General features: G+C 72.2%; 17 protein-coding genes. 16 read left to right on the plus strand and 1 reads right to left on the minus strand.

Annotation, left to right across the window (positions count from 1 at the left end):
* Nucleotides 1-457: 457 nt before the first annotated feature.
* The 12 genes from ACGH48_RS09375 to ACGH48_RS09430 are packed head-to-tail and all read left to right on the plus strand — an operon-like array spanning nucleotide 458 to nucleotide 10,587.
* Complete coding sequence (locus ACGH48_RS09375) at nucleotides 458-802, plus strand: flagellar basal body protein (RefSeq protein ID WP_123312740.1); 345 nt, start codon at nucleotides 458-460, stop codon at nucleotides 800-802.
* On the plus strand, nucleotides 799-1,194 hold the full coding sequence (locus ACGH48_RS09380) for a flagellar basal body rod protein FlgC (RefSeq protein ID WP_235035933.1): 396 nt from the start codon (nucleotides 799-801) through the stop codon (nucleotides 1,192-1,194). Before ACGH48_RS09375 ends, ACGH48_RS09380 begins: the two co-directional genes overlap by 4 nt.
* Entirely contained in the window at nucleotides 1,194-1,529 is a 336-nt protein-coding gene (gene fliE, locus ACGH48_RS09385) for a flagellar hook-basal body complex protein FliE (RefSeq protein ID WP_123312739.1), read from the plus strand. The genes ACGH48_RS09380 and fliE overlap by 1 nt, the downstream gene beginning before the upstream one ends.
* Complete coding sequence (fliF, locus tag ACGH48_RS09390; protein ID WP_123312738.1) at nucleotides 1,529-3,199, plus strand: flagellar basal-body MS-ring/collar protein FliF; 1,671 nt, start codon at nucleotides 1,529-1,531, stop codon at nucleotides 3,197-3,199. The genes fliE and fliF overlap by 1 nt, the downstream gene beginning before the upstream one ends.
* The gene (gene fliG / locus ACGH48_RS09395; RefSeq protein ID WP_396288256.1) at nucleotides 3,196-4,263 is read left to right on the plus strand and encodes a flagellar motor switch protein FliG; all 1,068 of its coding nucleotides are present in this window, start codon (nucleotides 3,196-3,198) and stop codon (nucleotides 4,261-4,263) included. Before fliF ends, fliG begins: the two co-directional genes overlap by 4 nt.
* The gene (locus ACGH48_RS09400; protein ID WP_396288257.1) at nucleotides 4,256-4,918 is read left to right on the plus strand and encodes a hypothetical protein; all 663 of its coding nucleotides are present in this window, start codon (nucleotides 4,256-4,258) and stop codon (nucleotides 4,916-4,918) included. Before fliG ends, ACGH48_RS09400 begins: the two co-directional genes overlap by 8 nt.
* Nucleotides 4,915-6,258, plus strand: coding sequence for a FliI/YscN family ATPase (locus tag ACGH48_RS09405; protein ID WP_396288259.1), 1,344 nt, complete (start codon nucleotides 4,915-4,917; stop codon nucleotides 6,256-6,258). The genes ACGH48_RS09400 and ACGH48_RS09405 overlap by 4 nt, the downstream gene beginning before the upstream one ends.
* Nucleotides 6,258-6,689 carry a flagellar FliJ family protein gene (locus ACGH48_RS09410; RefSeq protein WP_123312735.1) on the plus strand — a complete coding sequence of 144 codons (432 nt, stop codon included), beginning with the start codon at nucleotides 6,258-6,260 and terminating at the stop codon, nucleotides 6,687-6,689. Before ACGH48_RS09405 ends, ACGH48_RS09410 begins: the two co-directional genes overlap by 1 nt.
* Nucleotides 6,686-7,420 carry a C40 family peptidase gene (locus ACGH48_RS09415; protein ID WP_396288260.1) on the plus strand — a complete coding sequence of 245 codons (735 nt, stop codon included), beginning with the start codon at nucleotides 6,686-6,688 and terminating at the stop codon, nucleotides 7,418-7,420. Before ACGH48_RS09410 ends, ACGH48_RS09415 begins: the two co-directional genes overlap by 4 nt.
* On the plus strand, nucleotides 7,417-8,886 hold the full coding sequence (locus ACGH48_RS09420) for a flagellar hook-length control protein FliK (RefSeq protein ID WP_396288261.1): 1,470 nt from the start codon (nucleotides 7,417-7,419) through the stop codon (nucleotides 8,884-8,886). Before ACGH48_RS09415 ends, ACGH48_RS09420 begins: the two co-directional genes overlap by 4 nt.
* A 25-nt stretch (nucleotides 8,887-8,911) precedes the next feature.
* Complete coding sequence (locus ACGH48_RS09425) at nucleotides 8,912-9,355, plus strand: flagellar hook assembly protein FlgD (protein WP_123292727.1); 444 nt, start codon at nucleotides 8,912-8,914, stop codon at nucleotides 9,353-9,355.
* A 56-nt stretch (nucleotides 9,356-9,411) separates the two neighbouring features.
* Nucleotides 9,412-10,587 carry a flagellar hook protein FlgE gene (locus ACGH48_RS09430; protein ID WP_123312730.1) on the plus strand — a complete coding sequence of 392 codons (1,176 nt, stop codon included), beginning with the start codon at nucleotides 9,412-9,414 and terminating at the stop codon, nucleotides 10,585-10,587.
* Nucleotides 10,588-10,706: 119 nt separating this feature from the next.
* Here the strand turns inward: ACGH48_RS09430 and ACGH48_RS09435 are convergent, their stop codons facing one another.
* A complete protein-coding gene (locus tag ACGH48_RS09435; RefSeq protein ID WP_396291167.1) occupies nucleotides 10,707-10,934 on the minus strand; it encodes a hypothetical protein in 228 nt (75 codons plus the stop codon).
* 95 nt (nucleotides 10,935-11,029) lie between these two features.
* Here ACGH48_RS09435 and ACGH48_RS09440 point away from each other — a divergent pair, with 95 nt between their 5' ends.
* The 4 genes from ACGH48_RS09440 (at nucleotide 11,030) to ACGH48_RS09455 (ending at nucleotide 12,849) form a co-directional block, all read left to right on the plus strand.
* A complete protein-coding gene (locus ACGH48_RS09440; RefSeq protein ID WP_396291168.1) occupies nucleotides 11,030-11,161 on the plus strand; it encodes a hypothetical protein in 132 nt (43 codons plus the stop codon).
* Nucleotides 11,158-11,526, plus strand: coding sequence for a BON domain-containing protein (locus ACGH48_RS09445; RefSeq protein ID WP_396291115.1), 369 nt, complete (start codon nucleotides 11,158-11,160; stop codon nucleotides 11,524-11,526). The genes ACGH48_RS09440 and ACGH48_RS09445 overlap by 4 nt, the downstream gene beginning before the upstream one ends.
* A gap of 172 nt (nucleotides 11,527-11,698) precedes the next feature.
* Nucleotides 11,699-11,857, plus strand: a complete 159-nt coding sequence (locus tag ACGH48_RS09450) for a hypothetical protein (protein WP_396288263.1) — start codon at nucleotides 11,699-11,701, stop codon at nucleotides 11,855-11,857.
* Between the two features lie 137 nt (nucleotides 11,858-11,994).
* On the plus strand, nucleotides 11,995-12,849 hold the full coding sequence (locus ACGH48_RS09455; protein WP_396288264.1) for a universal stress protein: 855 nt from the start codon (nucleotides 11,995-11,997) through the stop codon (nucleotides 12,847-12,849).
* The last annotated feature ends 63 nt before the right edge of the window (nucleotides 12,850-12,912 follow it).

The following is a 12,912-nucleotide window of genomic DNA, read 5'->3' on the forward strand; positions in this document are numbered from 1 at the left end:
GGCGAGCGCACGCTGCGACGAGGTCGTCGTCGTACGACATCGACGGTGTCGACGTCCAGCGAGCGCAACCGTTCCCAGCGTGAATGGACAGCGCTGGCACCGTGCGACGAGGTGGTCGTCGTACGACATCGACGATGTCGTCCGACCCCGGACGCAACTGTCTGCGCGTGCAAGGTGCGTCATCGTCGACGTCGTACGACAACGAGAGTGTCGTCGACCCGCGCGTGCAACGTGACGCGTGTGCACGGTGCGACGTGATCGATGTCGTACGACAACGGGGATGTCGTTCTGCATCGGACGGACGCCGCCGTGCCACCCCCGTTCGGGGCGAGGGCTAACGCGGCGCGCGACGGGCACCGATAGCGCCACACGAGCACGGATCGCTCACCAGTTCGGCCACGGATCGGCCACCACCGCACGGCGACGTCCACCGACGACGCCTGACGAGGGGACCACCGTGTTCGATTCCGTGACGAGCGTCGCGCTGCAGAGCGCTCTCGACGGCCTGTCGATGCGCCAGAAGGTGATCGCGAACAACATCGCGAACATCAACACGCCGAACTACCACGCCGAGAAGGTCCAGTTCGAGGACGCCCTGGCGAAGTCGATCACCGACGGCAGCGGCGACACCGCGCCGACGGTCGCCCGCAGCCTCGAGCCGACGAACACGAACGGCAACAACGTCAACCTCGACGAAGAGACGCTCTCCAACGTCGACACCGTGCTCCGGTACCAGTTCGCCACCCAGGCGATGAACTCCGAGCTCACCAGCGTCCGTGCGGCGATGCGGACGAACTCGTGACGACCTTCGACGCGATCGGCATCGCGAGCACCGGCATGACCGTGCACCGGAAGTGGCTCGACGCCGTCGCGGACAACATGGCGAACGCGAACACCGTGAAGTCGATGGACGACACCGCGTTCCAGGCCCGCTACGTCGAGGTGCAGGAGGGCAACGGCGTGTCGGGCGCCTACGTCAAGGGCGCCGCGTTCGGCAGCGCCGCCGGCCGCGTGACCTACGACCCGGACAACCCGCTCGCGAACGACGAGGGCTACGTCCGCATGCCGGACATCGACCTCGGCACGCAGATGGCGGACCTCATCATGGCCCAGCGCGGCTACCAGGCGAACGCCGCCGTGGTCGACCGTGCCAAGACCGCCTACGAGGCGGCACTGCAGATCGGGAAGAACTGATGCCCATCGACGCCGTCAACGGTGTGACCACCAACGCGATGACGAACGCGCTGACGAGCGTGTCCGGCACGTCCAGCGACGTCGCCGGAACCGCCGGCGCGACCAGCACCGACGGCAGCGGGTTCGCCGCCAGCCTCGGGAACGCCGTCGACGGGCTGCAGGCGCTGCAGAGCGACTCGAAGACCCTCGCGCTCAAGGCCGTCACCGGCAACCTCGACGACATCCACGACGCGACCATCGCCGCCACCCGCGCACAGGTCACGCTCGAGCTCGTCTCCGCCGTCCGCAACAAGGGCGTCGACGCCTTCAACGAGATCATGAGGATGCAGGCCTGATGCCCGTCGCCGTCAAGAACGTCTTCGCGCGCCTGTCCGCGTACGTCAAGGGCTTCTCCGCCGCGCAGCGCACCATCGCGATCCTGGTGATCGCCGCGCTCGTGCTCGGTGGGATCGCCCTGGCGTCGTGGCTCGGCAAGGCCTCCTACGCGCCGCTCTTCACCGGGCTGGCCGCCGCCGACGCGAGCTCCATCACCGACCAGCTGCAGACCGACGGTGTGCCGTACCAGCTCACCGACGGCGGCGCGACGATCCTCGTGCCCCAGGCGCAGGTCTACTCGGAGCGCCTCAAGGCCGCGTCGAACGGGCTGCCGTCGTCGAACGAGGGCGGGTACTCGCTGCTCGACCAGATGGGCGTGACGAGCTCGGAGTTCCAGCAGGACGTCACCTACAAGCGGGCGATGGAGGGCGAGCTCGCCAAGACCATCGGCGCGATGGACGGCGTGCAGACCGCGACCGTGCAGCTCGCGATCCCGGAGAAGTCCGTGTTCGTGTCCGAGGAGAAGGACCCGACGGCGTCGGTGTTCATCGCCACCGACAACGGCACGCAGCTGAGCACCGACCAGGTGCAGGCGATCGTGCACCTGACCAGCGCGTCGGTCGAGGGCATGCAGACCACCGACGTCTCGGTCGTCGACGCCAAGGGCCAGACGCTGTCCGCCGTCGGCACCGGCGCCACCGGCAGCGGCGCCGACCAGGCAGCCGACTACGACGCCGCGACGAGCAAGAAGATCCAGGACCTGCTCGACACCACCCTCGGCGTCGGCAACGCGACCGTCGTGGTCTCCGGCACGATGAACCAGGAGTCCGGCACCCGCACGTCGGAGAGCTACACGACCCCGACCTCCGGACCGGTCGCGCTCAACGAGTCGAGCACCACCGAGCAGTACGGCGCCGGATCCGGTGCGTCGAAGGGTGCGACCGGGGTCCTCGGCCCGGACAACATCGCCGTGCCCAACGGGACGGCGACGAGCGGCACGGGCGACGACGGGTACACCAACGAGTCGGCGACGAAGAACAACGCCGTCGACCACACCACCGAGACCACGCAGATCCCCTCGGGGTCCCTCGACCGGCAGACCATCTCGGTCGCGCTGAACTCGAAGGCCGACGCGGTGCAGAACGCGAACCTGCAGAGCATCAACGACCTGGTCTCCGCCGCCGCCGGCGTCGACCAGGACCGCGGCGACCAGGTCAAGGTCGCGATGATGGACTTCGACACCAGCGGTGCCGACCAGGCCGCCAAGGCCCTCGAAGCACAGCAGAAGGCCGACCAGCAGGAGGCCCTGTGGTCGTCGATCCGCACCGCCGGCATCGTCATCGGCATCCTGCTCGCGCTCATCGCCGTCATGTTCGTCATCGCCCGCCGCAGCCGGAAGCAGGAGCGCGAGGCGGTCGACCTCGGCGAGCTCGACGCCTTCGCCGGCGAGACGTTCCAGCTGCCCCTCGCGATGGACGGCGCCGCCGACCGTGCGACCCTCGGTGCCGGTGACGCCCCGACCGCCGTGCTGTCGACGATGCCCGCCGGTGACCCGCCGACCGAGGTGCTGACGACCGACGAGATCACGGCTGAGCGTCGCCGCCAGGACATCTCCGCGCTGGCCGAACGCGACCCGAAGCGCACGGCCGAGCTGCTGCGCGGGCTCCTCGACGACCGGGCGCCGGTGTGAGCGCCCTGATGCCGAGCGCCGGCGGCCCGGGCAACGGCACCGGCAAGAACTCGAGCGACCGCACGCTGACCGGCGCGCAGAAGGTCGCGCTCATCCTCATGCAGATGGACACCGACCGCGCCGCCGAGGTGATGAAGCAGTTCACCGAGATGGAGGCCGAGGAGATCTCGGCCGAGATCGTCCGGATGCGCCGCGTCGAGGACACCGTGGTCGACCAGACCATGTCGGAGTTCCACCGGATCACGATGAGCGGTCGGCTGCAGAAGCGCGGCGGCAAGGAGACCGCGCTCGGGCTGCTCGAGGCGTCCTTCGGCGCCGAGCGGGCCGCCGGCGTGATGGACCGCCTGGCCTCGAACCTGGCCGGCCAGTCCTTCGACTTCCTCGACGACGCCGAGCCCGGTCAGGTGATCACCCTGCTCGAGGGCGAGCTGCCGCAGACCATCGCCCTCGTCCTCGCACACCTCAAGCCGGGGCAGGCGAGCGCCGTCCTCGCGGGTGTCGACGAGCGCGTCCGCACCGACGTCGCACAGGCGTTCGCGACGATGGGCAGCGCGACCCCAGAAGCCGTCGGCATCGTCGCGGGTGTCCTGCGGCAGCGCGCCGGCGCCGTCGTGTCGCCCCGCGAGAGCGTCGAGGTCGTCGGCGGCATCGCGCCCCTGGTCGACATCATCAACCGCTCCGACGTCGCCACCGAAAAGGCCGTCCTCGACGGGCTGGAGGCCCGTGACCCGGAGCTCGCCGAGGACATCCGCTCGCGCATGCTCACCTTCGAGGACATCGTCAAGCTCGAGTCCCGCGACATCCAGCAGGTGCTGCGCGGCATCGACTCGAAGCTGCTGGCGACCGCCATGAAGGGCGCAGCCGGACCCGTCGTCGAGACGATCCGCGCGAACGTGTCCGAGCGCAACCGCTCGCTGCTCGACGACGAACTGCAGGCCATGGGTCCGGTCCGTGTCTCGCAGGTGGAAGAGGCGCGCGCCGAGGTCGTCCGTTCCGTGCGCGAGCTCGAGGCGCAGGGCGTCATCACCGTGCACCGCGCCGAGGAGGACGAGCTCGTTGACTGACACGACGACCGCCGGCACCGTGCAGCGCATCGCGTTCCCCGTCATCGGCGACGCCGCCGGGCGCGAGCGCGCGTCCGGTGCGGACGTCCGCGGCCACGCCGCCGGCTACACCGCGGGTCTGCGCGCCGCGCAGGCCGAGACGGACGCCCTGCGCGCCCGCCTGCAGGCCGAGCACGCCGCGCTCACCGCGTCACTGCGCGCGGACACCGTTCGCCGCATCGCGGTCCTCGACGCGGCGACGAACGCGATGCTGTCCACGGTCGCACCCGTCCTGAGCGACGCGGAGGCGTCGGTCGCCAGCGCGGCCACCGACCTGGCCGAGGCGATCGTCGGGTACGAGATCCGTGCCTCCCGTCCGACGGTCGGTCCCGATGACGGAGGGGAGGCCCGGATCACGTCCGGCGCCGAGACCACCGTCCGGCGGGCGCTCGCGTCCATCGACCGCAGCGTCCCGGTGGCCGTCCGGCTCAGCCCGGCGGACGCGGCTCGCGTCGCGGAGGTCGACCTGCCCGTCCCGGTGGTCGCGGACCCCGCGTTGCGGGACGGCGACGCCGTCGTCGACCTGCCCGACGGCATCCTCGACGCCCGGATCGCGACCGCGCTCGACCGCGCCCGCACCGCGCTCGGTGTCGAGCGGCAGGGGGCGTCGGCATGAGCGCCACGCTGCTCCGGCCCCGGGGGCTCGACGACGCCCTGCGGCAGGCCGCACCCCAGCGGGTCGGCGTCGTCACGAGCGCCGTCGGCCTCGGTCTGACGATCGCCGGGCTCGACGCCCACGTCGGCGAGGTCGTCACGGTCGGGGCAGAGGACGGCGTGCAGACCGCCGTCGAGGTCGTCGCCACCGACGCCTCCGGCGTTCGCTGCATGCCGCTCGGCCGCCTGACCGGTGTCACCGCCGGCACCCCCGCACGCCCCACCGGCCGTCCGGTGCTCGTGCCGACGGGGGCCGGGCTGTTCGGCCGTGTGCTCGACGGGCTCGGCCGGCCGATCGACGACCGCGGCCCGCTCGTCGACGCCGGTGGCGAGCCGGTCGACCTGGTGCCGCTCGACCACGCGACGCCGAACGCGATGGCGCGCACCCGCATCGACACCCCGATGCAGCTCGGCGTGCGGGTGCTCGACACTCTCACCACCGTCGGCCGCGGCCAGCGCATGGGGCTCTTCGCGGGCTCCGGTGTCGGCAAGTCGTCGCTGCTGTCGATGATCGCGCGGGGGAGCGACGCCGCCGTCAACGTCATCGCGCTGGTCGGCGAGCGTGGCCGCGAGGTGCGCGAGTTCCTCGAGGACGACCTGGGGCCCGAGGGTCTCGCCCGCTCGATCGTCGTCGTGTCGACCTCCGACGAGCCCGCGCTCATGAGGTTGCGTGCCGCGTTCGTCGCCACCCGCATCGCCGAGTCGTTCCGAGACGCCGGCCAGGACGTCGTGCTCATGATGGACTCGCTCACCCGCGTCGCGATGGCGCAGCGCGAGATCGGGCTGTCCGTGGGGGAGCCGCCGGCGACCCGGGGCTACCCGCCGTCGACGTTCTCGGTGCTCGCCGGGCTGCTCGAGCGCGCCGGCACCGACCGGGTCGGCAGCATCACCGGCATGTACACCGTGCTGGTCGACGGCGACGACCACAACGAACCGATCGCCGACGCCGCCCGCAGCATCCTGGACGGGCACGTCGTGCTCGACCGGAAGCTCGCCATCACCGGGCACTTCCCGTCGGTGGACGCCCTCGGCTCGGTGTCGCGCGTGGCCTCGAAGGTCACCCGACCCGAGCAACGCGCCGCCGCCACCGTGCTGCGGAAGGTGATGGCCGCGCGCGCCGGCGCCCAGGACCTGCTCGACGTCGGCGCGTACCAGCGCGGCTCGAACCCGCTCGTCGACGCCGCCGTCGACCACCAGGGCGCCATCGACGCGTTCCTGCGCCAGGGGATGGACGAGCGGGCGACCGCCGACGCGTCCTGGCAGCGACTCGGTGGCCTCGTGCAGCAGCTGGGGGTGTCGTGATGGCCCGCCGGTTCCCGCTCGCCGGACTCCTGCGCCTGCGCCACACCGAACAGGACCGCGCCGCCGCCTCGCTCGCCACCGCGAACGAGCGGGTCCGTGACGCGGCCGACGCCCGGATCGCCGCGCGTCGGAGCCTCGCCGACACCGAGGGCGCGCAGCCGATCGAGGACGCCGCCACCCTGAGCGCCGTCGCCGCCGCGCGTGCTGCGACCCGCGGGATGCTCGAGGAGCTCGACGCCGTCGTGCGAACCCGCCGCGCGGACGCCGACCGTGCGCAGGACGAGTACACCGCCGCTCGACGTGCCGCGGTCGGCCTGGAGAAGCTCGAGGGCAAGCACGCCGCCGAGCAGGCCGCCGAGGAACTCCGCACCGAACAGAACGCCCTCGACGAGATCGCGGCACGACGCCGCACGGAAGGTGGTGCCCGATGAGCGTCGAAGCGGTGCTCTCCCGGATCTCCGAGATCCGGTCCCAGATCGACACCCTGCGCGGGGGCTCGGCCGCGGCGGCCAGCTCGTCGTCGTCCGCTGCCGCGACCAGTGCGTCATCGAGCGCGTTCGCCGATGCACTGGCGACCGCCACGGGCTCCACCGGCACCGGCACCGCGACCACCGCTGCCGCAGCCGCCGCCACGACCGGCAGCGCGCCCGCCACCTCGGTCGACGCGGGCGCCGGGACGCTCGCCACGGGCAGCGGCGCCACCGGCTCGGACGTCGTCGCGGACGCGAAGAAGTACCTCGGCGTGCCCTACGTGTTCGGCGGCACCACGACCGCCGGTATGGACTGCTCGGGCCTGGTGCAGACCGTGTTCAAGGACCTCGGTGTGACCATGCCCCGGGTCGTGCCGGACCAGGCGAAGATGGGCGTCGAGGTCGGGTCCCTGAAGGACGCACAGCCCGGCGACCTGATCGTCCCGAAGGGCGAGGGCCACGTCGTCATCTACGTCGGCGACGGCAAGGTGCTGCACGCGCCGCGCCCCGGAAAGGACGTCCGCATCGTCGACAACTGGTACTCCGACGCCGACATCGCGACCATCCGCCGCATCGTGCCGGCCCAGGCGTCCGCCACCCCGGCGCCGACCGCGACCACGGCCGTGAGCAGTGCCACCGACCTGCAGACCGCCGCGCTGCTGTCCATGATGCAGACCGGGAGCGCCGCATGAGCCTGACCATCGCCACCCAGCCCGCGCCCGCTCCGGCGAGCACCACTGCGCCATCCCGCGCGAGCTCCGACCCTGCAGGGCCCGGATCGTTCGACGCTGCCCTGTCCGCGGTCGTCGCCGGCGACCGTCGTGCCGGCGACCATCGTGCCGGCGACCGGGCAGCGGCGCGCGACGACGGTGCCGGCACCGCGACCGACGACGGCACCGCCCCCGCGACGCCGCCCACGCCGGACACGACGCCGCCCACGCCGGACACGGCCACGGCCGACACGGCTGCGGCTGCCGACGCGCAGGCGCTGCTGCTCCCCGGACTGGTGCCCACACCCACCGCCGCCCCGGTTCCGGCGACCGCCGCCACCGCTGCTCCGGAGGCCGCCACGCTCGAAGCGGGGTCCGCCGCGGATGCCGCGACGACGGCTCCGGCGGTCCTGCGGCCGGCCGTGACCGAGACCCCGGTGGCCGGTGCGGTCGCGGTTCCGGCCCCGGCCGAGCTGTCCGCGACTCCCGTGGTCCCCGCGCAGTCGGCACGCTCCGACGCAGTCGCCGGTGCGGACGCAGGGGAAGCGGCGGGCGAGTCCACCCCGGCGCCGGCACGCTCGACCGCTGCGCCGACCGCGTCAGCGCAGCTCCCGGCGGCCACCGCCCAGCAGGGGAGCGTTCCGCCCACCCCGACCGACGCCGGCTCGGCCGGAGCCGCCGTCCGCACGGCCGCCGCACCTACGGCCTTTGCATCTACGGCCGCCGCAGCGACCGCAGCCGCCGCACCGCTCACGTCGGCGGTCCCCACGCAGGCCGCGCCCACGAACCCGACCCCCGCGGACGGCACCGCGACCGCGACCCCCGTCGTCGTCACCGCCGTCGCGTCGACCGCTGCACGCGGTGCCCAGACCGGCCACGGGACGGAGCAGCAGGGGTCGACGGCGGGTGATCCGGGCCTCCCGGCAGTCACCACCGCCCGCGGTGGCGAGACGCCCTTCGTCCTGCCCACGACGCCGACCGCCGCGCCCACCCCGGCCACCGCGGCTCCGTCTGCGTCGGCGACGCCGGCACCGCTCGGGCAGCAGCTCGCGCGCCCGGTGTTCTCGCTCGCGCAGGCCGGCCCCGGTGCGCACGTCGTCACCGTGCAGGTCGTGCCGGACAGCCTCGGACCGGTCACGGTCCGCGCACACGTCACGGCGCACGGCATGCACGTCGAGCTGTTCGCAGCGTCCGAGGCGGGCCGCGACGCGGTCCGCCAGGTGCTGCCCGACCTGCGGCGCGACGCCGCCGGCATCGGGCTGAGCACGACGCTCGACCTGTCCTCCCAGAACCACCCGGACACGGCGCCGGGTCGCGACCAGCGACCGGCCGACGGCCGCCTGCGTGCCGACACCGGCCTGGAGGCACGGCGCACGTCCGCCACGCAGCCAGCGTCCTCCGCCACCACCTCCACCATCCGCACCGCGGGACTCGACGTCCTCGCCTGACCGGCTCACGAACAGGAACCAGACCATGCCCATCGACGGCATCACCGGCAGCGTGGACCAGGCTGCCCAGGCCGCGGCCCTCGCCGCGAACTCGACCGCGAAGAAGTCCCAGACGATGGACTCCGAGGTGTTCATGAAGCTGCTCGTCACGCAGCTGCAGAACCAGGACCCGTCGTCGCCGATGGACACCAACCAGATGATCAGCCAGCAGACGCAGCTCGCGATGATGGAGCAGATCACCAACCAGACCACGACGGGGAACGAGAACTTCTCGCTCCAGATGCGCATCGCCGCAGCCAACCTCGTCGGCAAGCAGGTCAGCTACACCGACGCCGCGACCGGCACCGCCGTCACCGGGACCGCCTCGGCCGTGTCGTACGCGAACAGCGTGCCCACGGTCACCGTGAACGGGAAGGAGGTCGCTCTCGACGTGATCTCCGGCATCACCACCACCGCTCCGGCTTCCTGACCGCTCTCCTTCCCCTCTTCCTTCCTGCTCTTCCTGCCTCTCCGAAAGGACGCACCATGCTCCGCTCGCTCTACTCCGGGATCTCCGGCCTCCGCTCGCACCAGCAGATGCTCGACGTCACCGGCAACAACATCGCCAACGTCAACACCGTCGGCTTCAAGGCCTCGTCGACGGTCTTCCAGGACACCCTGTCGCAGATGACCCAGGGTGCCGGCGGACCGCAGACCGGTGTCGGCGGCACCAACCCGGCGCAGATCGGCCTCGGCGTCCAGGTCGCCGGCGTCTCCACCAACTTCGCGCAGGGCTCGGCCCAGGCCACCGGCAAGGCCACCGACCTGATGATCTCGGGCGACGGCTTCTTCGTCACCCGCCTCGGCAACGACACCGTGTACACCCGCGCCGGCGCGTTCGACTTCGACGCCGACGGTCGTCTCGTCACCGCCGACGGCAAGATCGTGCAGGGCTACCCGGCCACGAACGGCGTCGTCAACGACAACGGGGGCCTCGCCGACATCACGCTGCCGCTCGACGCCGCGGCACCGGCCGTCCGCACCACCTCGGCCTCGGTCGCCGGCAACCTGCCGTCCGAGACCGCGGCGGGCGCGACCATCACCCGCGAGGCCACCGTCTACGACGCCTCCGGTGCCAAGCACACGATGTCCCTCGCCTACACGCGCACCGCGAACGGCTGGGACGTCACCGCCCGGAACGGGCAGGGCACCACCGCGAACGGGTCCCTCACGTTCGGCACCGACGGCAAGCTGACGTCCGGCGGCACGCTGACGGTCGGCGGCATCGCCGTCGACATGGGGGAGCTGACCGGCTTCGCGTCGCTCAACACCGCGTCGATCGGGTCGCAGAACGGCCGCGAGGCCGGCGCGCTGCAGGGCTACGCCATCTCGAAGGACGGCACCGTCACGGGCACGTTCTCGAACGGTGCGTCGCTCGCCCTCGGCCGCATCGCCCTCGCGACGTTCGCCAACCCGGCGGGCCTCGAGAAGACCGGCGCCTCGGGCTACCGTGCGACCGGCAACTCGGGCACCGCGACCGTCGGCGGCCCCGGCTCGGCCGGCGTCGGGTCGCTCGCGGCGGGCACCCTGGAGATGTCGAACGTCGACCTGTCGCAGGAGTTCACGAACCTGATCGTGGCGCAGCGCGGGTTCCAGGCGAACGCCCGCATCATCACGACCTCGGACGAGGTGCTGCAGGAGCTGACGAACCTGAAGCGCTAGCGGGCGAAGTCCCCCAGGCGCGGGACGTTCGGCTCTGGGGGTCCGACCCGGCGGGTACGGACGATTGATGCTCCGACACCACGGGGAGGATCGATCATGACCACACACACCACCCGCGCTCAGCGCGCCCGGCCCGACGACGACCCGCGAGCGTTGGTCTTGCCACGCTCCGCAGCGTTCCGGTGGTCCGCGATCATCACCACCGCGTTCGTCGGCCTGACGGCCGTGGCCGGGGGCATCGCGCTCGTGGTCGGGGTCGACGCCGAGCTGTTCGCCCCCGCCACGAGCGTCCTGGCCGACACGGTCTTCCGTTCGTTCGTCGTGCCCGGGCTGCTCCTGGCGGTCATCGTCGGCGGCACGCACCTGCTGGCAGCGATCCTGGCGGTCCGCCGGTCCCGGTGGACCGTGCTCGCCGTGGCGGCCGCAGCCTTCGGTCCTGCTCGTGTGGATCTTCGTCGAGACCGCGATGATCCCGTGGAGCCTGCTCCAGGCGGTCTACTTCGCCGTCGGACTCCTCGAGGTCGGAGTCGTGCTCACGGGGCTCGGGCTCCTGTCGGACGGAGGCCGCCGATGAGTGCGGATGGTCGTGCTCCGGCACCGGCGTCGCCGTCGCGCGCCGGGGCGGGTACGAGCAGCCAGCAGTCAGCTGATGCCGCGCGGTCCGCGGACGTCTCGCACCGGATCGCACAGGCAATGTCCGACGAAGCGTCGCGACGAGCTCGGGACCTGCTCGTGATCGTCAGCGGAGACGAGATCGTCGTGCGGGGACACGTGCGGTCCTGGTCGGAGCGGGACCACATCGGAGCCGTCGCTCTCGACACCCCCGGCGTCCGGGTGGTCTGCAACGACCTGGTCCTCTTCGACGACGCAGCGGTGCACGGGCACCTCCACCACGGTGGCGACGGCCACGATCTCGGGGCCGGAGGCTGCGATGTCTGACGCGGGCCGCGAACCCTACGGATGGTGTCCGCTGAGCGAGACCGCGCAGCGGATGGCCACCGTGCTGGAGTTCCAGCAGCGCGGACACGACCGGTGGTGGCGGTTCCTCCCGGGACGTCACGCCTCGGACGACGCTCGGGAGCGTGAAGCTGTTCGTCGACTCCGATGCATCGTGACGGAGGTGGCCGCACGGGTGCTCGCGGTGACGGTCCCGGGCATCCTGAGCACCCGCGACGCCGTTGCCTACCTCGGTCGGGAACCAGTTGCCACCGAGACGTGGCGCATCGTGGCCGACCCGTCCGCGGCGTGGTCAGCGGAGCGATTCGGCTGAGCGCCGAGCCGAACCGGCTCCGCAGTGGGACGTGGTCCGCGCACGGGACGTTCGGCCTGGTGAGCCGCCGGTGCTCCTCGTACCGTCGAGCAACGGAGTTCGCCGCACCGGTGTGCTCGTCGGACTCGGAGGCCGCCATGAGCCGGTACATCGTCGCTGTCGATGGTTCGGGCGCGGCGCAGTCCGCGGTCAGGTGGATCGCCGACGTGACGGATCCCTCGACGGACACGGTCCGGCTGGTCACCGTGGCCGAGTTGCTCGGAGACCTGCCGTCGACAGCCGAGGCGCGGCTGCTCGAGGCGCGGTCCCTGCTGCTCCGGCGCCATCCGACGCTGGAGGTCACGACAGACCTCGTCGGCGGCGGGACCGTCCACGGCATCGTGCTCGAGGGCACGGCGGGTGACGTACTGGTGCTCGGGGGGCGCCAACGCCATCGGTTCATCGGGGCGCTGCGCGGCCGGGTCGCCGAACGGGTCGTCGCCGAGGCGAGGACTCCGGTGATGGTGGTGCCGGAGGAGCGCGTCGACGAGGTCGGCCCCGTCGTGGTCGGAGTCGACGGGCAGTCCGGTGTGGCAGCGCTGGCCTACGCGGCCGCGTTCGCTGCTCGGTGGCGTCGAGAACTCGTGCTCGTGCGGGCGTGGCAGTCGCCGTCGACGACGACACCGTTCGGCAACGTCTACTTCGAGGGCGACCTGTCGTCGTGGGAGCACGCCGCTGACCTGCAGGTCGAAGCCGCGATGCACGCGGTCGATGCTGCCCATCCGGATGTGCCGGTGCTCGGTCGAGCACGCCGTGGATCCCCGGGGCGCGTACTGCTGCGCGAAGCGGCATCTGCGTCGGCCGTCGTCGTCGGCCGACGTCACCGGAGCTCGCTGACCGGCCTGATCGCCGGCAGCGTCGGGGAGACACTGATGCACGAAGCGCACGTGCCCGTGCTGATCGTCCCCCCGAACGCAGTCCTGCCAGCTGCCCTGGATCGTCCGACGCACTGATCACCGAGGAAGGAACGACCACCACGACCGATCGATCTCGCCCCACCGTCGTCCGCGACGGAC

Source organism: Curtobacterium pomorum (assembly GCF_044497295.1).
Lineage (GTDB): Bacteria > Actinomycetota > Actinomycetes > Actinomycetales > Microbacteriaceae > Curtobacterium.

Bases quoted from the DNA above. Each gene is read 5' to 3' on its own strand.
- fliE (WP_123312739.1), top strand. From the start codon at position 1,194: ATGCCCATCGACGCCGTCAACGGTGTGACCACCAACGCGATGACGAAC.
- fliF (WP_123312738.1), top strand. From the start codon at position 1,529: ATGCCCGTCGCCGTCAAGAACGTCTTCGCGCGCCTGTCCGCGTACGTC.
- ACGH48_RS09405 (WP_396288259.1), top strand. From the start codon at position 4,915: ATGAGCGCCACGCTGCTCCGGCCCCGGGGGCTCGACGACGCCCTGCGG.
- ACGH48_RS09410 (WP_123312735.1), top strand. From the start codon at position 6,258: ATGGCCCGCCGGTTCCCGCTCGCCGGACTCCTGCGCCTGCGCCACACC.
- ACGH48_RS09415 (WP_396288260.1), top strand. From the start codon at position 6,686: ATGAGCGTCGAAGCGGTGCTCTCCCGGATCTCCGAGATCCGGTCCCAG.
- ACGH48_RS09420 (WP_396288261.1), top strand. From the start codon at position 7,417: ATGAGCCTGACCATCGCCACCCAGCCCGCGCCCGCTCCGGCGAGCACC.
- ACGH48_RS09425 (WP_123292727.1), top strand. From the start codon at position 8,912: ATGCCCATCGACGGCATCACCGGCAGCGTGGACCAGGCTGCCCAGGCC.
- ACGH48_RS09430 (WP_123312730.1), top strand. From the start codon at position 9,412: ATGCTCCGCTCGCTCTACTCCGGGATCTCCGGCCTCCGCTCGCACCAG.
- ACGH48_RS09435 (WP_396291167.1), bottom strand. From the start codon at position 10,934: ATGACCGCCAGGAGCAGCCCGGGCACGACGAACGAACGGAAGACCGTG.
- ACGH48_RS09445 (WP_396291115.1), top strand. From the start codon at position 11,158: ATGAGTGCGGATGGTCGTGCTCCGGCACCGGCGTCGCCGTCGCGCGCC.
- ACGH48_RS09455 (WP_396288264.1), top strand. From the start codon at position 11,995: ATGAGCCGGTACATCGTCGCTGTCGATGGTTCGGGCGCGGCGCAGTCC.